The following is a 21,515-nucleotide window of genomic DNA, read 5'->3' as shown; positions in this document are numbered from 1 at the left end:
ACATCCTGTCGAGTTAATTATTAGCGGAAAATGGATTTTTAAGTTGGTAATGCATTAAAATCATAAAATGAAAATAAAGATAATTATTGTTCTAGTTATTAATTTCTATGTAGTTTGTTATGCTCAAGGAACAAAAATAGAGGTGAAAAAAGATCGTACTAGTAACATTGGAAGTGACGATAATATAAATGATACTATTATAGAAACAGTTTTAGTCAAGCAACTTAAGCAAGGAACCACCCAGACTATTGATGAAGCTGGTGCAGGATTATCTAAAATTCAATTCGGAATAGACGAATTAGAAGCTACATTGCAAATAGCCGATGAAGTATTGAAATTAAATGGTTTTAAAGCGCTAGATACAGATAATTTTAATAAAAAGGTTAAAAATGTTTTTGGAAGAATTATAGATCCTAAATCCAAATCAATTTTTTTACACGTTAATTTTTTCGATAAATGTGATAGAGATTTTGTCATGTATAATAATAATGAAATAGATTATGACGGAATATTTATAGAAAAACAGAGAAAAATAATTCTAAAATTTTATTATATACCTGAACTAATTGATTACCAAAAACAATACTCTAAATTAAATAATATTGAAAATACTAAAATAATAAGAAAATCAAGTATAGATAATTTAGAAATTGAAATTCCTCACTGGAAAGATATTCCTAATTTGAAAGATCAACGTAAAAAAAATATCCAAACTATTGTTGCCCGCAACATGTATTTGTTTAACGATAGCCGTGCCTATTTTAAATGGTTACTGTTAAATGATCAAAGTTTTATGGAGAAGTTGGTAACAAATTTTGGTTATTATGACGATAAAGAATTATTAAAATGGGTAGTAGAAAATACAAAAGTTGACAGCAATACCCCAAATGAATTAGACAAGATATTTTGGAATAAAAAATGCGATGGAACAGTAAAGCTAAATTTAGAAATTTTCCCTGTTTTAAAAGATATTATTAAGTCTAATGATATTGATTATTTTGAGCCTTTAAAAGAATACGTCATGTATCTTTTAACCAACAAAGAAATAAGAAAGGAACTTCCGCTACAAGATCGGGCAAAACTTTTGGCTCATCTTGTTTATTTTGGCGAGCAATATCGCTATGATAAAAATTATAACGACAAAAGTTATTTTATGCAGCGAATTTGGATGCGCGACATTGACGATTCTGTTAAAAAAGAAATAATAAGAAATAATTACTACAATTTACCAGATTACAAGAATCTTTATGAAAAATCAGAGGAATATCAAAATGCACTTGTTGATGAGAATGGAGGGTAAAAATGCGTATCTAATCTAATAATCTTAAAAAAAAATAAAATATAGAACATGAAGAAACTAATCTTTTTTTTATGCATAGCAACAAAAATGTTTTCCCAAACACATGAATTGAAATATCAATGTCATACAGATATGAACGATGAGAAATATAATTTAATTCAGCAATTTGATGAAAAAAGATATTCGTACACTGTCGAAAAAGTATTTGATGAAAGCATGTATTCAAACGAATCAAAAGTCAGCCTTACTATTTGCTTAAACCCGGAGACATTAAATACTGAAAAAATAATTTCAAAAAACAAAGACTATTTTTTCTCCGAATTAGATTACTATAAAAATATCTCAACAAACGGGAATTATAATTTAGATGTAGAATTCATATCAAATAATAACATTAAGGAGATTGAATTAGATATTAATGGTGAAAGAAGCAAGCAAAAAATTTCAGAATATATACTACAAACAAAACTGGATAAAAAAGCATTGTACAAAGTTTGGTTTTTAGAAAATCAGTTTTTAACTCATAAAATGCCATATAACAAAAAACAATTAATGCCTGATTGGACAATTATCTATTATGCATTTAAAAATTCTAAGATGAACAAACTTATATATTCCGTAGAACAAATAGGAAAGGATCAAGGTGGACTAAAAGATACCTCTGTGATTAAGTGTAAGTTGTTGTATTTTAAAGATATAAATTCCATAGAATGTAAAGAATAGTTTCTCATAGAATAATCAAAGCTTTTTTATGCAACGAATAGCGTTTTTCGATTTAGACGAATCTATAGAAAAAGAAATAGAACGTAATAACTTCCATAATTTACCGGATTATAATCGACTACATGAAAAATATTAAGAGTATCATGATAAAATTATTGATAAAAATGATGGGTAAAAAACTAAACTTTTTCCTGAAAACAAATATTAGACTTAAAGAAGAAAACATACTTTAAAATAAGGGGGCTAATTTAAGAAAGGTTAAAATTTATAAAGACATTATTTAATTATTGCAAATTAAAATTTATGAAAGGTAGAAATATAATGGGGGTAATAATTGTTTTAATTATTGGAATTTCGATTTACAAAAAAGACCTAATAATTAAACTTTTTGAAACAAATAAAGAAAACAAAAAAAATAATTTGAGTAACAAAAATGAGAACTCAATTGAATCTCCCACAGCTATTGCTTATGAAGAAGTTACTAGATATGAGGAAGATACTTTAAATGAAGAGCAAAGTATAGTTAAAGAGATTAAAGATGGACTAGATTACCTTGAACAAGGTGAAAATTTTGATGAGAAAAGATACTATATAAAATCATATTTTGAGAGTTTTAAAGGATTTAATAAATCTTTCTCTGTAAATTTTGTTAATAATCTTAAAAAGGATCCAGATTTAATTATTGATATTTTTGAGAAACATCATAGTTTATTTTATAGTTTAATAACTCGTCGTACTTATAAAACATTTGACTTTGATAAAGTTGTTATGGGGCTATTAATAAGTTATAACGATATATACTCAAGTCCAGATTATAAAGAAAGATTAGAAGAAATATATAAAATAATGAAATTTCAAAATGGTCCAGATGATGATGCAAAAAATTTTTATTCCAAAATAGAACCTTTCACGTCACATGAGTTTTTACTAAATCTTGAGGAAATAAGATTAATTTCTGGGAAACAATTTGCGGATGGAGATATTGTTTGGTTTTATAGTTTTTGGGCAAGAAGATACAATGAGAATAATATTAATCAGGTTTATACAGTAATAAGTGAAATTAACAATCATTATACTGAGGACAATTAGGCTTGACTAATTTTTTTTGATTATTGAAAAGGATTGAAGAATGAGTGGTAACCAGTAAAAAAATGTAATGCGAATGTTTTCATAGTCACGATAGTATAAAAAAAGAAATATATAAAAAGTTTGTGAAGTTTTTTTATACCCGATACCTAGTATATGAAAAACAATAGTGCGGAAATTCTTTCCGAGCCTGAAGGAGAATAGACAATTTAGCAAAGACTCGCAGTTATGCTAGTTTTTTTGTGTATTGAAATGAAAAAGTAATTTGCTTTTTGAAAGAATATACCAGTTCTCTGGAAAAGAATTTAAACAACGAGTTTCATCAAATGCAAATAAATAAAGCTCCAGATTTCTCTGAAGCTTTCTATTAGTTTGACGAAGTATGAAAATCCAAATTATTTCATTTTTATAAGTTTAAGTGTAAATTCCATTTGTGTATCCTTATGTTGTAAAAAATCATCCAGAGACGGCCATACTTCATAGTCCGGCATAATACCATGACCTTCTGGCTGATTATCCTTTTTTGGAGCATCCTGTACCAGATTTACAATCGAAAATTGTGTTTTTATCTTCGAATTAGGAAGTTCGTAAACCAGTGGTGAATGTCCGTTGTGACGATAGTAACCGCCAACAGTTTCTACACCAACAATGGTAACATTTTGAACATATCCTTTTACCAAAGAGGCAAAATGTGAAGCAGCTGATGCTACATTTTCGTTAATCAAAAGATAAACGTTCCCTTTAAACATTGGCAATTTAGGGTGATAAACCGGATTGTATTTTGGGTTTTGCACACTTATATTGTTTTTAAAAACCGGATACACATCTTTTAGGTATTCTTTTCCCATTTTTTTAGAAATACTATCCATTCGTTGTGATGTCGAAACACCCCAGAAATAGTTCTCGAAAGGCAACAACTTGGGGTCGAAGATTATGGTAGCTTTTTCATTTTCTTTAAATGATTTATCGGTGAGGTACATTACAGGCTGTTCAAAAGTAGGGTCGCTGCCGCCAGGATTATTTCTAACATCAATGATTAGATTAGAAACCTTGTTTTTATCCAGTCCTATAAAAACGCTATCCAAAAAATGAACATAAGTTTCAAACTTAGGATCGTCTGATCCGTATGCCATTCCAAACCATCTTATATTTAATAAACCTGTAGCCGGATTAAGCATGCGAAAGCTGTAAGGAGCTTGCTTTTTGTAATCTATCAAATCAGTAACAGGAGCACTAAATCTATTTTTAAGGTTTGTTTCCCTTTGCTTGAGCGTTACTGCAGGAAGTATCTTTTTTTTAAGAGATTCAGATTTTGGTGAATTATATTCTATAATGAATTCATTATTAAGACCATATTCCAGCAGATAGTTTATTCCAAACGATTTATTTACGCTGGATGATAACTTTTGTGTAGTGTTATAACCATCTGCTGTATAATATTTATAAAAAGATCGCATCAATTGTGCGTCACTTACCCCGTTTATGCTTCTTATTCTTGAACCGGGTGGTATATCTGATGATTGACCATCGAAAATAATTTGCCCGTTAATATACATAAGAGGATAAGGAAAAAAAGATTTTTGCCGATTCAGGAAATTCATTAAGTCGAGATCAGGAATGGTATAATTATGTGCACTTCCTTCATAATCTGCCAGTTGAAGCATTGTTTTGTAAAACCCGATAACACTCATAGGCTTTTTAATACTTTTAATAGTAGTATTGTAAATGCTGTCTATTTGTTTTTTAGAGCGGTATTGGTATAGGCCCGAATTTGCTTTTTCGTTTATGGCAAGAAGTATTTTAAGATCCTCATGCATCTGTTTTTCCGAAAGCATTTTATTGTACAGTATTAAACTATCTTTCTGGTTCTTATCAAATCCTTGTGCCTGAATTTTACAGCACAAGAAAAATAATAATGTAAAAATTGGTATCAGATTTTTAGTATTCATAAATAGATTAGCTATAGTTTATAGTATTTTTCAGTTTATCTCAATTAATTATAATGATATTTTGTTCTTTTTGAAATTTTTACTTTATTTTTCAACTCTATTCTTGTGATAAAAATAAGATAAAATTTATAATAATTTAGTCTTAAAGGCACCGTAGTCATAGAACGTTATTCCAGATTGCTACATTTAAGATTTTGGAAGTAGTAATTCTGTAAAAATTTTAGAATTAAAAACTGAATTCGTATATTGTTCTGCTAAAATTACCGTTGTCAGGTATATACATTTTAAAATATCTGCCTTCAAACGTTTTTAAGTTCATTTTAATAGAAATAATCTTGATTATGAAAAATTCATTAATGCTCTTCATTGCATTCTTAGCTTTTACAGCGTGCTCAAAACATGAAGGAAAAAAAAATATTGCTATCACTGGAATAGATTCCACGTTGCGGCCTGGAAATGATTTTTTTAAATATGTAAATGGCAAATGGTATGATTCTGTATCAATACCCCCATCTCAAGCCGGAGTTGGTGCCTATATGTTTATGAATTTTCCACAACGAATGCGCCTGCAGGGAATATTAGACAGTATTTCGAAAAGTAAGAATCCAGCTGGAACTATAGAACAGAAGGTAGGAGACTTGTATGCATCAGGTATGGATACTTTAACCATAGAAAAACGTGGTTATACACCTGTCAAACCCTTGCTAGCCAAAATTGATGCCATTAGCGATTTACCGTCGTTAATGAACTTTGTAGGTAATCAAGTAAAGGTTTCCAATTTTTCTATTATAGCTTTTGGGGTTTCACCTGATGATAAACACAGCAGTATGAACATTGCTCAAATCTATCAGGCAGGAATTGGTTTGCCTGACAGGGACTATTATTTCAAATCAGATTCATCAACTGTTGCCATACAGAAAGCGTATAAAAAATACCTTACTGCATTATTTCAACAAACCGGCAGCAACGCCAGTGAGGCTGAAAAAAATGCCAATTTGGTTTACGATATCGACAAACAACTTGCCAAGGCACATAAAACAAAAGTTGAACTTCGTGATGTGCAGGCAAATTATAATAAAACGGCTGTGACAGATCTTGCAAAAAGACATCCCAACATAAACTGGACTGCTTTTTTAAATAATTTAGGTGCTAAAACCGATTCTATTAATGTAGGTCAGCCTGCTTATTATGATGCACTAAATAAGCTCTTGAAAACCATCCCGATTAATAATTGGAAAATTTACCTGAAAGCAAATTCTATAGAAACATATGCAGATGATTTAAGTAAACCTTTTGTAGATGCTTTATTTGAGTATACCAAAGTGCTTTCTGGACAGGCTGTTCAAAAATCACGTGGCGAAAAAATGGCTAATGTCGTTGATACTTTCTTAGGCGAAGCGTTGGGTGAATTGTATGTAAAGAAATATTTTTCGGAAGATGCCAAAAAACGCATGTTAGTTCTGGTGAATAACCTGCAAAAAGCGTACGGAAAAAGAATTGATAAATTGGAATGGATGAGTCCGGCAACGAAACAAAAGGCCAAAGAAAAATTGTTCGCCATGACCAAGAAAATAGGATATCCGGATAAATGGAGAGACTATAGTAAAGTACATATAGCCAGAAATACGTATTTTGAGAATATGGTTTCGGCTTCTACGGCTGCATATCAATTTCAATTGGCAAAATTAGACAAATCAGTTGATAGATCAGAATGGTATACTACAACCCCAACAGTTACGGCATATAATAATCCTACAGCAAATGAAATTGTTTTTCCTGCAGGTATTTTACAACCTCCATATTTTGATAATAATGCAGATGATGCACTTAACTACGGAGGTATCGGAATGGTTATAGGTCACGAAATAACTCATACTTTTGATGATCAGGGTGCTCAATATGACAAAGATGGTAACCTGAAAAACTGGTGGACAAAAGAAGATTACGCACAGTTTAAATCAAGAATACAACAGGTTATCAATTTATACAGCACCTATACCGTTTTAGACAATCTCCACATTAATGGTGCAATGACAGTTGGCGAAAATACGGCGGATATTGCCGGAATAGCAGTTGCTTACGACGCTTTTAAAATGACCGAGCAAGGGAAAGGAAACACAAAAATTGACGGTTTTACTCCGGACCAGCGCTTCTTTATTTCTATAGCTAAAATATGGAGAGTAAAAATGAAAGACGAGTTCCTGCGTTTGTGGATTAACAATAATCCGCATTCTCCACCAAACTGGCGTGTTAATGGTCCTCTAATGAATACTACTCCTTTTTACGACGCATTTAATGTAAAACCTGGTGATAAAATGTTTTTACCGAAGAAAGACAGAATAACTATTTGGTAATTTCGCTCTTCGAAGTGTGACTATAAAAAGCTGCGCAAATATCTCTGTGGTATTTGCGCATTTTTTTCTTTTTTTGTTTGAATAGCTACTCATATAAAAAATAAAGGGATCAATCAAATTGAAAGTCATTTTGATGATTTATAATGAAAAAACTCTATATTTGAAAATAAATAATTGTATGAAATTAATTACACATATTTACCCAAATTTAGATAGTTTTGTGTGGTTTTTCCCCATGTAAATAAGTTCGTAGCAATTTAAATCAACATTACTTAAAAATTCAACTAATTAATGAAAATCACAATTCAAAATTTTAAAGAGAATATAATTGTTAACGAATGTGATATAACTTGTGTTGAGAAAATTGAAAATTTAGAAAAAGTTGTTGCGTGTTCAATTGTATTATTTGAAACAGCTAAAAATAATTTGAAAATAAAATTTGAGTGGAAAGAAGGAGCTGAAAATTTAGATGAAACAAACTTTGTGTTTGTTCCGGAAACGAATATGATTTTCTTTAGGACGGTTCATCAATGGGGAGCAATTGAAACCGAAACCAAAACTTTAAAGAGACATGAAGATGCTTTTAACTTCCCATACATTGAACATAAACAAAGTTTCATTTTAATCGAGGATGAATTATATGCGGAATCGTGTAAACTGAACGGTGACAAAATTGATAATGTTCCCATTGATCCGCCTTGGGAAATTCAAGAGTTTGAGGACAGAATAGAATATAAAAGTCCTGTTTTTGGGAATCAAACTTTAAAAACAAATTAAGAATACTCCTAACGGCTACAACTGATTTGGTCAATTGGCTTAATGGAAAGTTGGTTCCAAGCTCTTTGCAGTATCAAAAAAAATTACCAGCAATTATTAAAACACCGATGAAAAAAACGACATATATTTTAGTTTTATTTACAATAATTTTAATAGTGTTATTTCTTTGGCAAGAGCTGGAAACTTTAGACATAAAGCAAAAAATCAATGATGATAAATTAGCAAATTTTTTTACTGCTTTTGGTGGAATAATTGTTGCTATATCTTTGTATTTTTTTTATGAACAATTAATTGCAGGAAATTCACCTGATTTATATTTTAGTTCTGTAGTCTTTAATGTAACGGAGGGTGAAAGTATTTATGAAAATAAAAAATCTTTAAAATTTTTTCAAATAATAGATGAAAAAATTTCTGACTTAAATAGTTACTTCGTCTTGTACAATACTGGAACTGGAACATGTAAAAATATTTTAATAAAATGGATTTATGATTTGGAAGAAATAAAAAAAATTATTAAGAATGATTATCAATACTTTCCAATATTCTCGACAGAAAGCCAACAATTGAGTTTTATTGAATCAAATGGTAAAATACAAATTGAAATTCCTGAATTTTATTTCTATAGTTGTGCGCCAGAATTTAATTTTAACGAAAAGAATCATAGTGAATTAGCAAAAAAACTTATAAAAGGTGAAGAATTAAAGCCTAAACTCAATGTAGAAATTACATATTATGATAGTAGAAATAACAAAAAAACGAAGAAACTCAAATTAGAAATACAAGCGGTAAATAATAAGATTGACATAAAATTCAAGCATTTGTAACTATTAATAATAGCGATTTTTAAAAAATCAGATTTTACCCTACTGGCGCGAGCGTCCCGCTCGTGAATGCAAAGAGATGCTTAAAAATCGATTTAAACAAAAAAGCTCCAGATTTCTCTGAAGCTTTTGTCTTAGTAGCGGGAACAGGACTCGAACCTGTGACCTTCGGGTTATGAGCCCGACGAGCTGCCTACTGCTCTATCCCGCGATGTTTCGGGTGCAAAGATAAGCAGTAAATACGGTTTTGCAAAGAAATTTATGAATTATTTTTAAATTCATGCTTTTTTCTGGTAAATGTCTAAAATATAGAGGTTTAAATAGACGGAATTTAAAGCTTACATTTTATATTCTAGTAATTCCAGATACGGATTTCCTTTTAGACCCAATAAAAAAGCAAAAGCAGGTTCGGTTTTGTAGCCGTTTTGCTTGAGTCTGATAATGTCTAATCTAAAACTTTCATCGTTAGATTGTAGAATTTCATGTTCAATAAGCATATGTTTGTATCCGTTTTGGTTTTTGGTTGGTATATTTTGTCCAAAGATTTCAATTTCAAAACCATCAATTTTAAAGGTTACAATAATAGATTCTTTATTGTCGATTAATGTTTCTCTAATTGTGAATTTATTTTCTTTTCCAAAAAGGGAATTCAGCTTTTCTGTAAAATCCTTTTTGTTTTTCCAGTAACAAATAATGTCAAGATCACTGTTTTCGATATCAATATTAATGGGGAGTGTTCCCACCAAGATTGGATCAAATTCTGCTAGATTTATTAGAATCTTATTTTGAGTTAAAACATCAAAAGCCTGAATTTGTTTTTGATTTCCGTTTTTTAGATATTCAATATTCGTAAAGTCTATCATTATTAATTGATTCAGGTTTTCAATAGATTGCAAGGATGTTGAATTAGAAATCTAACTTAGAATTTATTTAATTATTGTTTATTATAATTTTTCTCTTCTTTAATCTCGGCTTCGATTCTTTTGTTAATATTGATTTTTGCATTAGTAAAAACATAAATAGTAGTTTTATATTCTCGTGCATATTTATTGGTTATTTCGCCTGCAATTTTAGACGATTGAAAAAATGGTCCGGTTTCTTGAAATTCAGGATTGTTTTCTTCATACGTTTTTATTCTGATGAGGTTTTTGTATCGAATGTCAAGATTAAACCAGTTAACATAATCGGCATTAAATGAAACTGCTTTTATTCCTTTTTTAGAATAATAATTTATGGCTCCGGCTTGTCCGTAATTATCGCAAAGTACGAGCGTTTCTTTTTTGTTTGGGGTCAATTCATAAACCGAATCGGTTTTTCGGGCAAGTTCTTTCCAGCCCAACATATCGGCAAAATCCTGAGGCAAATCATGATCTTTTCCGTCTTCCCATCGAAGCATTCCCAGTTTTTTATACTTCTCCGGATTTTTCATGATATATTCCGGGCTTTTATTTGGGAAAGCAAGATTGTACATTGGTATAAAAAATAGTAACGGAATAATAATAAACACAGGTTTTAAATACCGTTTCCAGCCTGTTTGCAATACTTGGCAAAGAAAAACAGCACCAAACGAAATATAAATAGGATATATACCAATCGCGTAATATGCTTTGGCTTTGAAATACATAAAAACGACAAGTGTAAAAACAAGAGACCCAAAAAAGAGTCTGTATTTCTCGAAAGGTTTGTAAAACAATAAAGCATACAAACCAGAAATAATAACCAGGAGAGACCCGATAAAAAACAAGATTTGTTCTTTTAAAAACCCTTCACGATCTACATTTACCAATTGTGTTTGGGATAATACTTTCATATGATGCACAATAGGAAAATGATTGTTGAATTGCCATAGAATATTTGGCATTATTAAAAGCAATCCTAAAATTAATGCGGCATAAAGTTTTTTCTCGACTAAAATTTTTCTTTGACCAGAAAGCAAAAGAGCAGGCAAGAGACCAATAAGTAAGAACAGAATATTGTATTTGTTCAGGAAACCAAAGACAAATACAATTGCTCCTATAAAAAACCATTTGGGTTTTTGGGTAGAAATGTATTGAATAATGACATAATAAAATCCTGTCCAGCATAATACATCTAATGAATTAGGCTGATACAACATATTGATTCGTAATAATGACGAAAACAAAATGCAGGTTGCTCCCAAAACCAAAGCATATAAATTGCCTTTTAGAACCTCGATAGTTTTCCAGACAACTAAAAGTGTCAAAGCGCCAAAAAGGGCAGGGAAGAACCTGATCCAAAAAACCGAATTACCAAGTAAAAATATGATATAAGAAAGCCAAGAAGTTACCGGCGGAACTGATAAATATCCCCAGGCGAGATGATGCGCCTGATCGAGATGCAAATATTCATCGCGCTGCAAATCATATTCAGGACTTATTAATAGGTATTGCAAAACAAATTTTAAAATAATAAACCCGAGTACTATGATGGTTTTTTTGGTCATGAATATTTGGTTTGTAGGTTGTTAATGGTAGAGCTAATATATAATTTATTTTGGATTAATGTTCAAATCAAAGCATTATGAAATGATATAAAAACAAAAAAGCTCCAGATTTCTCTGAAGCTAATTTTTATTGAAATTTCAATACTAAAAATTGAAGTTCTTTTTTAGAATTTAAGGGAAATTATTCCTCTAATGCCTCTTCAAATTCCATGTGATCGATTTTTTCAACTTCTACAGGTTTCGATGCTTTCAGGGCATTGAATCTTTCCAGTTGTTCTGTTTCGCCTTCTTCTCCGCTAAAATACGGGAAAACATCCATGATTGGAGACTCAGAAACTGCCGGGATCGAATATTCTCCCATTGTGCTTTGCATAACATGAAGCGTATTGTCATAAGCTTCTCTTACATCATTTGCCTGCACTAGCATATACATATTGGTTTTTCTTTCTTTACCGCTTTCTTCATCATAAGCTAATAAGGAAACCTTTGATTTAAACCAACGATCTGCATTTTCAAAAGGATGAATCTCAGCATAATTAGCCACTTTTATGTTCGTGATTTTAAATTCTTCACTTATATAAGCCGCCATTTCTTCATTTATTCTTTTTTCAGCTTCGGTATACGATAAAGCATCAACCAAATAAGGTTCGGTTAAAACTTTTTGTCCTCCGGTTTCATCAGTCTTTCTATATTTTACTTTGCATTCGTACCAAGTTGCGCTCATCTCTATTATTTTTTAAGGATGCCAAAGATAGATTTTACAGGAAAATAAAGGCTGAATTCCTGAAATAGATATTCACAATTTTAGATTTATTTTTGTAATGTTTTGAAAGTCTGTGAATTGAGTTTTTGTAGGATCGCTAAAATTTAAATAATTCTCTATAATCTACTTCCAATGCATTGCATACTTTTTCTAAAGTGGAAAGAGTTGCGTTCGCATTTCCTTTTTCTAATCTCGACATGTTACTTTTTTCAAAATTGCATTTTGAGGCTAATTCCTGTTGAGAAATATTTTTCTCAATTCTAATTTCCTGAATTCGTTTTCCGACTTTTTGTTGTATTGTCTGTTCCAAAATAAATTATCTTTTATGATAATTCAAATTTTGTTATATATTTGTCTAAGTTGGTTATCTTATATGACAACTAAACATTAATTTTACATAAATAAAATAAACACATATATATGAACATGGAAACAAATGAAACTGAAAGATTAGAGAAATTTAGAAGAATATTAGTTCCGTATTTCAATACTTTAAAAGCGCGAAATAATAAATCAGAAGTTTATACGGCTCAAATCAAGATGAGTTATTATGAAGTTGGCTGTGTGATTGCAAATATGCTTAAAATGTGCGTTTTAACATTGGATAATGACGGACACATAATGTCAAGTACAAATAAGAACCCAATAAACGTTTCTCTGATTTTAGAAATGGTTCTGGAGATGTTTCCTGTAGATGAATTTGAACTTTTAGGAGATATAAATCAAGTCTTTAATTCAGATGCTGCAAACGTTGCTGAGTAATTTTGTATTCGAATACACAAAATGATTTTTTTTAAATAAAAAAAGCTTCAGATTTCTCTGAAGCTTTGTCTTAATATTTATAAGAAAATCTAAAAATTAGTATTTACTTTTTTAGAACGATCTGCAATGTGCGACATAAGCCAAGTTACTTGCCCGTCCTTAACAAAGTATATTTTCTTTGTCTCGATATTAGGAATACTTTCCAGTAAGTTAAGTAAAATGTTATTTGCTGAGATTAGATATTTCTGGTCATATGTACTTAAAACTCTTGCAACTTCCTTATCAGTTTTAGAAAGGGTATTGTATTTACCAAAGTTGTTTTTTAGGACTGCATCGTAATTGATAACATCTTCTAAAGTAAAAGAAATATAATGATCCTTAACGTTTTCATTAAAATATAGAGTCGAAAAGCCCCAAACTGCTCCTCCTGATAAATAGATTTTTTCCTTTTTTAAGATAAGAGGATTTGCGTCCAGCATTTGTTTGATCTTCTTGCGCAATACGATATTAAAATCAAATGACTTTTCCTGATATGTCGACATATCATTTACCTGGCTTTGGTTAACAACCGTTTTTTTAACTGCATCAGTAACTGTCATAGTTCCAAAATCAAGCTCAAGAGGTATAAACTCTAATTTATTATCTTCAAGCTCATCTATGTATCCGCCCTTAGAAGTTTGTGCGCCTATATCAAGTAAAATAGCATTTGCGTAATCAACCGGAGGTATTGCACCTTTTACTAACATTTTAGCTTCTTCGTCAACATTAATTATGTCAACACTTTTATTAGTTAGTGTAGTGATTTTATTTTTCAAAGCATCAACATTACCGGCAGAAGAGAAAACTGGAGCAGCAACTATAAATATATTTCCTTCAGGAATTTTAAATTCTTCTCTGATTTTCTTTAATTGATCAACAATGATATTACTGGTTTTGTTAATGTCGTCCTGAGGAACTTCGCCGCTTGCCGCAATATGATCAGCAAGACTAATTCTCTCATTCGAGAAATAAAGAATTTTATAGTCAGCTTTCTTAATATTGTTGATCTCCAGAATGGAAGTTTTTATTGCTCTTCGGCCAATTTCAATTCCGGCATAAAGATTTTTTTGAGAAAACGAATTGATGGAAAAAAATAAACTTAAAAGAATAAAAAATAAAATTTGAGATTTGTTTTTCTTAAACATTGGATTTAATTATGGTTATACTATAATTTTTGAATAAAGATTTTAACGTAATTATGTGAAAGTCATAATTTTTAATTGCAAACAACGGCTTTCAATACGAGATTGCAAATTTATAAAAACATTTACTAACATAAACGCAGTTATTAATAAAAGATGTTATTTAATTATTAAGCTATTCTTTTAAGTAAGGGTTGTTGAACTTAATATTGTAACCTCTTGAAAGAGAGTGATAATTGGAATTATTTAATGAAGAATGACCAATAATATTTATCGTTTAGAATTGCTCTTATACAAAACTAAATCAATGTTTTTTATCTTCTCATGAATCTTCTCATAAAAATAGGCTGAAAATATCTCTGATTTTTTACTTTTTTTGGCATTTGAAATTCTGAAACTGATAAAAGCAGAAAGTTTTGTAAATGAAAAAAGCTCCAGATTTCTCTGAAGCTTTTTTTGTAGCCCGTAGCGGAATCGAACCGCTCTTACATGGATGAAAACCATGCGTCCTAACCGATAGACGAACGGGCCAGTTTTTCTTAGCGGGTGCAAAAATGCAATTAATTTTACAATACACAAACAAAAAACGTATTTTTTTTTAATTTAATTTTTCTGTTTTTTCAATTGTTTGTGTAAATAGTTGTAATAGTGATTCTTGGCTTCGAAGTCGAAATTAGTATAATTATCTATATTATTTTATAGAATTAATATAAACCAAAAAAGCTCCAGATTTCTCTGAAGCTTTTGTCTTAGTAGCGGGAACAGGACTCGAACCTGTGACCTTCGGGTTATGAGCCCGACGAGCTGCCTACTGCTCTATCCCGCGATGTTTCGGGTGCAAAGATACGCCGATTTTCTAGAAATCCAACGAAAACTTTAAAAAATGTTTTATTTTCTGTATTGAGTTGATATGACTACCTTTGCAAAATAAATATTACGCAAATGTCACATAAAGCAGGTTTTGTAAACATCATCGGGAATCCAAACGTTGGAAAATCAACATTGATGAACGCCTTTGTTGGAGAAAGATTATCGATCATTACATCAAAAGCACAAACAACTCGTCACCGTATTCTTGGAATCGTGAATGGCGAAGATTTTCAACTTATATTATCGGATACTCCCGGAATCATCAAACCAGCCTATGAAATGCAGGAATCGATGATGAACTTTGTAAAATCGGCTTTTGAAGATGCTGATATCTTGGTTTATATGGTCGAAATAGGAGAGCAGGATTTAAAAGATGAAGCTTTCTTTAATAAAATTATCCACGCTAAAATTCCGGTTTTATTGTTGTTGAATAAAATCGACAATTCAAATCAGGAACAATTAGAAGAACAAGTAGCATTCTGGACCGCAAAAGTACCAAATGCTGAAATTTTCCCAATCTCGGCTTTACAGAATTTTAATGTACCGGAAGTTTTTGGCAGAATCATCGAATTGTTGCCTGAATCTCCTGCATATTATCCAAAAGATCAATTAACGGACAAACCGGAACGTTTTTTCGTAAACGAAACGATTCGTGAAAAAATCTTGTTGAATTATAGTAAAGAGATTCCGTACGCGGTTGAAATCGTAACAGAAGAATTTTTTGAAGATGAAAATATTATCAGAATCCGTTCGATTATTATGGTAGAACGCGAAACTCAAAAAGGAATCATTATTGGACATAAAGGTGCAGCTTTGAAAAAAGTAGGTACTGAAGCTCGTGCCGATCTGGAAAAATTCTTTGGAAAACAAATTCATATTGAATTAGTTGTAAAAGTGAATAAAAACTGGAGAAGCAACGCCAATATGTTGAAACGTTTTGGATATAATCAATAATTTTTCATAAAGTCCAAATCATAATTTATGCAAGTTTCAACGAAGTATTCAATACCAATATTTTGCGGAATGATACTGGTTTTGGGTTTAGTACACCTTTTGGGTCTGGAAGAAAAAACGGTTCCATCTAAACCTGTTGTCAAAAAAACCGAATCGATTGTACAAAAAGATTCCATAGATTTTGATACAATTGCTTCTTCTGATAAAGAGGTAAAATTGTTTTTAAACGAATTTATAAAGCAGTTCAGTACAAACAAAGCTTCAAATATTAACCAATTCGTAGATAAAAAGGATGGATTGGCAATATTTGTAAAAGATGGATATTATCCCATTTTAAGTTTTTCTAACAAAATTGATGACTGGATCGAATGGTTCAATTTCAAAATTTATAAAAATATAATACACGAACCATTTCCGGAATATCTGGGAGATAACGAGTTTAAGAAAACAGGTTTTTTTTATACAGAGTATAAAGGTAAATTTAGTCTGGACGATTTTGATGATACTTATAGTGCCCGTTCTGATGAAGATAAAAAGCCGTATCGCATTCTTGAAAAAACGTGTAATTATCGAGCCGATGTAATGTCAGTAAACGGAGATAGAATTTTGACATTATATTTCAGAATTTATAAAGCTAAAAAACAATTAGTAGCCATTAGCCAGGATGAAGTAGCGGATAATCTGTTTGCAGATCCCAAAAAAGAATTTATCAAAATAGATACAGAAGCAGATGTAGAAGATTTTTTATTAAATAATCCAAAATTCTGTGATTCTGATAACAATGGATATATTGATTTTGATAAAAAGGAACTGACTTATATTGATTTTGAAGAGAAACCATTTTTATTTACGAGTTATAAAATAGGTTCGATTACCAGTCTTTCTCCAAAAATTAAAGTTAGGGAAATTGAGTTTTTTAATTCAAAAGAAAAATTCACGTTAAGATTATCGAATAAAGGAACTTTTACATCCTATCAAATGGGGGCGAGACCTTTATATGTTTATAGTTCATGTAATTAAAGAATTGTTTTTTTTGAATCAGAAAGTTCTTTATATCATGAAATTCTAGCCTGATAGTCCTGAAGCTTCGGGAGCACAATTAGCTCTTAAAAAGAATAAAAAAAATAATAAAAACCTTAGGTACTTAGAAACTTAGTCTCGAGACTTCGGGATAGTCACTTTTTTAACTACCTTTGCAAAAAATTAAAATAAAGCATTTTGAATTTATAAGTGATAGAATTTTAGGGAACTAAAGTCTAAAATTGAAGATTCAAAATCTAAAATTTACAAAAATGAATAACATTGTTGCGATAGTAGGAAGACCTAATGTAGGGAAATCAACCCTTTTTAATAGGCTGATACAAAGAAGAGAAGCTATTGTAGATTCGGTTTCTGGAGTTACCAGAGATAGAAACTACGGTAAAAGCGAGTGGAACGGAAAAGAGTTTTCTGTAATTGATACCGGCGGATATGTTCGTGGATCTGATGACGTATTTGAAGGTGAAATTCGTAAACAAGTAGAGCTTGCTATCGACGAAGCTGATGTTATTATTTTTGTGGTTGATGTAGAAGAAGGTATTACACCAATGGATGATGTTGTTGCGCGTTTATTGCGTAAAGTAACAAAACCGGTTTTATTGGCTGTTAATAAAGTAGATAACGCAATGCGTGAAAAAGATGCTTTAGAGTTTTATAATCTTGGTTTAGGAGATTATTTTACGTTTGCAAGTATCTCAGGAAGCGGAACCGGAGATTTATTAGATGCTCTAATCGAATCTTTTCCAGAAAAACCGGAACCAGTTCAGGAAGAAGTAGTTTTACCTCGTTTTGCTGTAGTAGGACGTCCTAATGCAGGTAAATCTAGTTTTATCAATGCATTAATTGGTAAAGAACGTTTCATGGTAACAGATATTGCAGGAACTACGCGTGATGCAATTGATACTAAATTTGACCGTTTTGGTTTTGAATTTAACTTAGTTGATACTGCGGGAATCCGTCGTAAAGCTAAAGTAAAAGAAGATTTAGAATTTTACTCTGTAATGCGTTCTGTACGTGCCATTGAGCATGCAGATATTTGTATACTGGTTATTGATGCAACCCGTGGATTCGAAGGTCAGGATCAAAGTATTTTCTGGCTTGCAGAAAAAAACCGTAAAGGTGTTGTAATCCTGGTAAACAAATGGGATTTGGTAGAAAAAGATACCATGTCGACACGTGATTACGAAGAGAAAATCAAAAAAGAATTAATGCCTTTTACAGATGTGCCAATTTTGTTCGTTTCGGCTTTAACGAAACAACGTTTATTGAAAGCATTAGAAGCTACAGTTCAGGTTTTTGAAAATAGAAAACAAAGAATCCCAACCTCTAAATTCAATGAGTTTATGTTGAAAGTGATTGAAGCATATCCGCCACCGGCGACAAAAGGAAAATATGTAAAAATTAAATATTGTATGCAATTGCCAACATTAACACCTCAGTTTGTGTTTTTTGCAAACATGCCACAATATGTTAAAGAACCATATAAAAGATATCTTGAAAATAAGATCAGAGAAAATTGGGACTTTTCAGGAGTGCCAATCGATATTTATATCAGAGAAAAATAAAAATGAAAGTCCCCATATCTGGGGATTTTTTTTTGCATCACTTTTTTAATGGCATACTATTTGAATAAATGTGAAATCTACAATTAAACCTTTTGCTTTTTTTGTAGTCTAACTGATCTAACTAACCTAAGTATTATTTTTATGACCAAAATTTATTCATTTCTATCGCTTTTTTTCCTTTTTGTCTTTGCCGCAAATGCTCAGAACGACATAACCGTACGAGGAACTGTTCTTGATGTTAACACTCAACTACCGCTAGAACTGGCAACGGTTTATTTTACAACTATCAAAGATTCTACTGTTATCGAATATGCGACGACAGATAAAAACGGGGAGTTTAGAATGAATATTAAAAAATATGAGAAACCTGTTTTTTTAAAGGTGAATTATATGGGATATCAAACCTATTTTGAGGAATACAAAGGACTTACAGAAAGCAAGGATTTTGGTAAATTATATTTGATCGAAAATGTAAATGCCCTTAATGATGTTGTTATAAAGACAGAAGCAGCTCCTATTACAATCAAAAAAGATACCTTAGAGTTTAATGCAGCTTCCTATAAAGTGCGTCCGGATTCGAATGTTGAAACATTATTGAAACAATTACCAGGTTTTGATGTCGATAATGACGGAAAAATTACAGTCAATGGGCGAGAAGTGAATCAGGTTTTGGTAAACGGAAAAACTTTCTTTGATAAAGATGGCGCCATAGCCATTAAAAATTTACCGGCAGATATTATAAAAAAAATACAGGTTTCTGATTTTAAAACCAAAAAAGAAGAACTTTCCAAACAAGAATCAACTTCAGATTTTTCGAGTATAAATATTACTATCGACGAAAAGAAAAACAAAGGTTATTTTGGAAAAGTAATGGGAGGTTATGGAACTGATGATCGTTATGAAACGAATGTAAATCTGAATTATTTTAACAATAAACAAAAGATAAGTCTGCTGGCTTCTTCAAACAATATCAACTCTACAGGATTTTCTATGGATGATGTTTTTGATAATATGGCAGGCGGAAGAAATAGTAAAGCAGGAAGTTCCGGATCTGGCGGTGGTGGCGCAAAAGGAATTACACAGTCGAATTTATTAGGTGTTAATTACTCTGATGACTGGACAAAAGACCTGCTTGCTATGGGAAGCTATAATTTTTCGAATACAGTTAATAAAAATGATAGTAAATCGAATCAGCTTAGTTTTTTACCAACCGGAAATATCATCACCGAGGCAGATTCTAAAACAAGAAATGAAAGCACAGGAAACAATGTTAATTTTGAATTAGAATATAAAATTAATCCCTCAATGCGAATTGTAGTAACACCTAAGTTAAGCCAATCGCGTACGAACAGCAGTGCAATTTCATCCAGTTTTTCTGAGGATGAAAACGGAAATGCATTAAACGAAAGTACTTCAAACTCCTATTCTGAAGGTGAAAACACGAATTTTGGAAATGCGATCAACTTTAATAAAACTTTTGAAAAAAAGTCAAGAAACTTAAGTTTTGTTTTCTCAAATAATAATACAGATAGTGACTCTAATACAAGAAACTTATCTGAAACTATTTTTTATCAGGATAATACTAAGCCAAATGACGAAAGGAATCAAAACACGAAAAAGAAAACAACAAGCGATTCCTATTCTGCTGATATAGAATATACAGAGCCTATAACAGATTCATTAAGAGTGAGATTTGGTTCTGATTTTGACTGGAAAACATCAGCAAATGATGAAAGAACTTTTAATTTTGATCCTGCAACTCAAGAGTATTCAGACTTGAATTTGTCTTTAAGTAATTATACAAATTCAACACAAAACTCGGTTACCCCAAAAGTGGGAGTTACTTTGCAAAAAAACAAGTTTACCCTTAATCTTGACAGTAGAACTTCTATCATTAATTTTGATAACCACTCGCTGTATTTAAATAACGCAACAGACTTAAATAAAAAATATGCATTGCCTTTTGCCACTGCATTATTAAGATATAAATTCAGTCGTTCTAAAAATTTATCATTCAAATATGATTACTCGAATGCGCTCCCGACTGCAACGCAATTAATGCCGGTTATAAATCTTAATAATCCATTGAATACAATTGTTGGAAATCCAGATTTACATCCAGTTGAAAAAAATAGTGTAAACTTTAATTTTAGAAATTACGATTTTCGTTCCCGCTCAGGTTATAGTGTGTATTTAAAAGGAGATTATTATGATAATGATATTGTATCGACTTCGATTTATGACGAAAGTGGAAAAAGAACCACAACATATGTAAATATCTCCGGAGTATATAATACTTCGATAGGCGCAAACTGGAATCAGCAGATCAAAAGCGGAGCACATAGTTTAAGATATGGCTTAGGCTTAAATGCGAGTTATTCGTTTGATAAAGGGTTTACAAATGCAGTTTTATACAATGCAAAATCTACGGCAATTACTCCAAAAGTATATTTATCATATGATTACGGAGAGATTTTAACCATTGCACCATCTTATAATTTGTCTTATAATCAATCAAAATATGAAAATTATTCCAGAGATGCGAGTTCAAATGTGGTGCATAAAATTAATTTACAGACAACAACATACTGGCCTGAAAATTTAATCTGGGGAAATGATTTTGGATATACTTACAATTCAAATATATCAGATGATTTTAAGAAAGATTTCTATTTATGGAACACGAGTTTGTCATATGGCTTTTTTGATAAAAAATTATATGCAAAAGTAAAAGTTTATGATGTTTTAAATCAAAATCTTAGTGCAACAAGAACAATATCTGCAACGTCTATTCGAGATGAAGAAAATACAGTTTTAAGACGTTATGTAATGTTTTCGTTAGCGTATAAAATTGGCAATTTTGCAGGTGCTGAAAAAGGGAATAAAAAAAGACAAAGAGAGGAGTAGA

At 31.0% G+C, this 21,515-nt stretch carries 17 protein-coding genes and 3 tRNA genes; 11 read left to right on the top strand and 9 right to left on the bottom strand.

The window, feature by feature from the left end:
* Positions 1–67: 67 nt before the first annotated feature.
* The 3 genes from BXU01_RS17980 to BXU01_RS17970 all read left to right on the top strand — a co-directional run bounded on the left by BXU01_RS17980 (position 68) and on the right by BXU01_RS17970 (position 3,112).
* Positions 68–1,300, top strand: coding sequence for a hypothetical protein (locus tag BXU01_RS17980; RefSeq protein ID WP_083694444.1), 1,233 nt, complete (start codon positions 68–70; stop codon positions 1,298–1,300).
* 48 nt (positions 1,301–1,348) lie between these two features.
* Positions 1,349–2,023 (top strand): hypothetical protein, encoded by a 675-nt coding sequence (locus tag BXU01_RS17975; protein WP_123774102.1) that lies wholly within the window; start codon positions 1,349–1,351, stop codon positions 2,021–2,023.
* A 303-nt stretch (positions 2,024–2,326) separates the two neighbouring features.
* Positions 2,327–3,112 (top strand): hypothetical protein, encoded by a 786-nt coding sequence (locus BXU01_RS17970; protein WP_083694442.1) that lies wholly within the window; start codon positions 2,327–2,329, stop codon positions 3,110–3,112.
* Positions 3,113–3,504: 392 nt separating this feature from the next.
* Here BXU01_RS17970 and BXU01_RS17965 read toward each other — a convergent pair whose 3' ends face one another.
* Entirely contained in the window at positions 3,505–5,058 is a 1,554-nt protein-coding gene (locus BXU01_RS17965; protein WP_083694441.1) for a S41 family peptidase, read from the bottom strand.
* 341 nt (positions 5,059–5,399) lie between these two features.
* Here BXU01_RS17965 and BXU01_RS17960 point away from each other — a divergent pair, with 341 nt between their 5' ends.
* The 3 genes from BXU01_RS17960 to BXU01_RS17950 all read left to right on the top strand — a co-directional run bounded on the left by BXU01_RS17960 (position 5,400) and on the right by BXU01_RS17950 (position 9,013).
* The gene (locus BXU01_RS17960; protein WP_083694440.1) at positions 5,400–7,412 is read left to right on the top strand and encodes a M13 family metallopeptidase; all 2,013 of its coding nucleotides are present in this window, start codon (positions 5,400–5,402) and stop codon (positions 7,410–7,412) included.
* Between the two features lie 291 nt (positions 7,413–7,703).
* Complete coding sequence (locus BXU01_RS17955) at positions 7,704–8,189, top strand: hypothetical protein (protein WP_083694439.1); 486 nt, start codon at positions 7,704–7,706, stop codon at positions 8,187–8,189.
* 26 nt (positions 8,190–8,215) lie between these two features.
* Positions 8,216–9,013 (top strand): hypothetical protein, encoded by a 798-nt coding sequence (locus BXU01_RS17950; protein ID WP_165689805.1) that lies wholly within the window; start codon positions 8,216–8,218, stop codon positions 9,011–9,013.
* Positions 9,014–9,148: 135 nt separating this feature from the next.
* On the opposite strand, the gene BXU01_RS17945 is transcribed toward BXU01_RS17950, so the two are convergent.
* The 5 genes from BXU01_RS17945 to BXU01_RS17925 all read right to left on the bottom strand — a co-directional run bounded on the left by BXU01_RS17945 (position 9,149) and on the right by BXU01_RS17925 (position 12,547).
* A tRNA-Met gene (locus tag BXU01_RS17945) sits at positions 9,149–9,221 on the bottom strand.
* Between the two features lie 127 nt (positions 9,222–9,348).
* Positions 9,349–9,873 carry a DUF4269 domain-containing protein gene (locus tag BXU01_RS17940; RefSeq protein WP_083694437.1) on the bottom strand — a complete coding sequence of 175 codons (525 nt, stop codon included), beginning with the start codon at positions 9,871–9,873 and terminating at the stop codon, positions 9,349–9,351.
* 71 nt (positions 9,874–9,944) lie between these two features.
* Positions 9,945–11,474 (bottom strand): glycosyltransferase family 39 protein, encoded by a 1,530-nt coding sequence (locus BXU01_RS17935; protein ID WP_083694436.1) that lies wholly within the window; start codon positions 11,472–11,474, stop codon positions 9,945–9,947.
* A gap of 181 nt (positions 11,475–11,655) precedes the next feature.
* Positions 11,656–12,198: a DUF4494 domain-containing protein gene (locus BXU01_RS17930; protein ID WP_083694435.1), complete on the bottom strand. Its 543-nt coding sequence runs from the start codon at positions 12,196–12,198 to the stop codon at positions 11,656–11,658.
* 136 nt (positions 12,199–12,334) lie between these two features.
* Positions 12,335–12,547, bottom strand: coding sequence for a helix-turn-helix domain-containing protein (locus tag BXU01_RS17925; RefSeq protein WP_083694434.1), 213 nt, complete (start codon positions 12,545–12,547; stop codon positions 12,335–12,337).
* Between the two features lie 110 nt (positions 12,548–12,657).
* Here BXU01_RS17925 and BXU01_RS17920 point away from each other — a divergent pair, with 110 nt between their 5' ends.
* Positions 12,658–12,999, top strand: coding sequence for a hypothetical protein (locus tag BXU01_RS17920; RefSeq protein WP_255373796.1), 342 nt, complete (start codon positions 12,658–12,660; stop codon positions 12,997–12,999).
* An 89-nt stretch (positions 13,000–13,088) separates the two neighbouring features.
* On the opposite strand, the gene BXU01_RS17915 is transcribed toward BXU01_RS17920, so the two are convergent.
* From BXU01_RS17915 to BXU01_RS17905, 3 genes are all read right to left on the bottom strand, one after another.
* Positions 13,089–14,183, bottom strand: coding sequence for an exopolyphosphatase (locus tag BXU01_RS17915; protein WP_083694432.1), 1,095 nt, complete (start codon positions 14,181–14,183; stop codon positions 13,089–13,091).
* Between the two features lie 456 nt (positions 14,184–14,639).
* A tRNA-Glu gene (locus tag BXU01_RS17910) sits at positions 14,640–14,711 on the bottom strand.
* 222 nt (positions 14,712–14,933) lie between these two features.
* Positions 14,934–15,006 (bottom strand) — tRNA-Met (locus BXU01_RS17905).
* Between the two features lie 116 nt (positions 15,007–15,122).
* Between BXU01_RS17905 and era the strand changes: the two genes are divergently transcribed.
* The 4 genes from era (at position 15,123) to BXU01_RS17885 (ending at position 21,514) form a co-directional block, all read left to right on the top strand.
* Positions 15,123–16,004, top strand: a complete 882-nt coding sequence (era, locus tag BXU01_RS17900) for a GTPase Era (protein ID WP_041517423.1) — start codon at positions 15,123–15,125, stop codon at positions 16,002–16,004.
* A gap of 27 nt (positions 16,005–16,031) precedes the next feature.
* Entirely contained in the window at positions 16,032–17,024 is a 993-nt protein-coding gene (locus BXU01_RS17895) for a hypothetical protein (RefSeq protein ID WP_123774096.1), read from the top strand.
* Between the two features lie 272 nt (positions 17,025–17,296).
* Complete coding sequence (der, locus tag BXU01_RS17890; RefSeq protein WP_055094723.1) at positions 17,297–18,607, top strand: ribosome biogenesis GTPase Der; 1,311 nt, start codon at positions 17,297–17,299, stop codon at positions 18,605–18,607.
* A gap of 141 nt (positions 18,608–18,748) precedes the next feature.
* On the top strand, positions 18,749–21,514 hold the full coding sequence (locus tag BXU01_RS17885; RefSeq protein ID WP_083694430.1) for an outer membrane beta-barrel protein: 2,766 nt from the start codon (positions 18,749–18,751) through the stop codon (positions 21,512–21,514).
* The last annotated feature ends 1 nt before the right edge of the window (position 21,515 follow it).

The organism is [Flexibacter] sp. ATCC 35103, from assembly GCF_001975985.1.
Classification (GTDB): domain Bacteria; phylum Bacteroidota; class Bacteroidia; order Flavobacteriales; family Flavobacteriaceae; genus Flavobacterium.
This window is presented reverse-complemented; position numbering and strand designations above follow the sequence as displayed.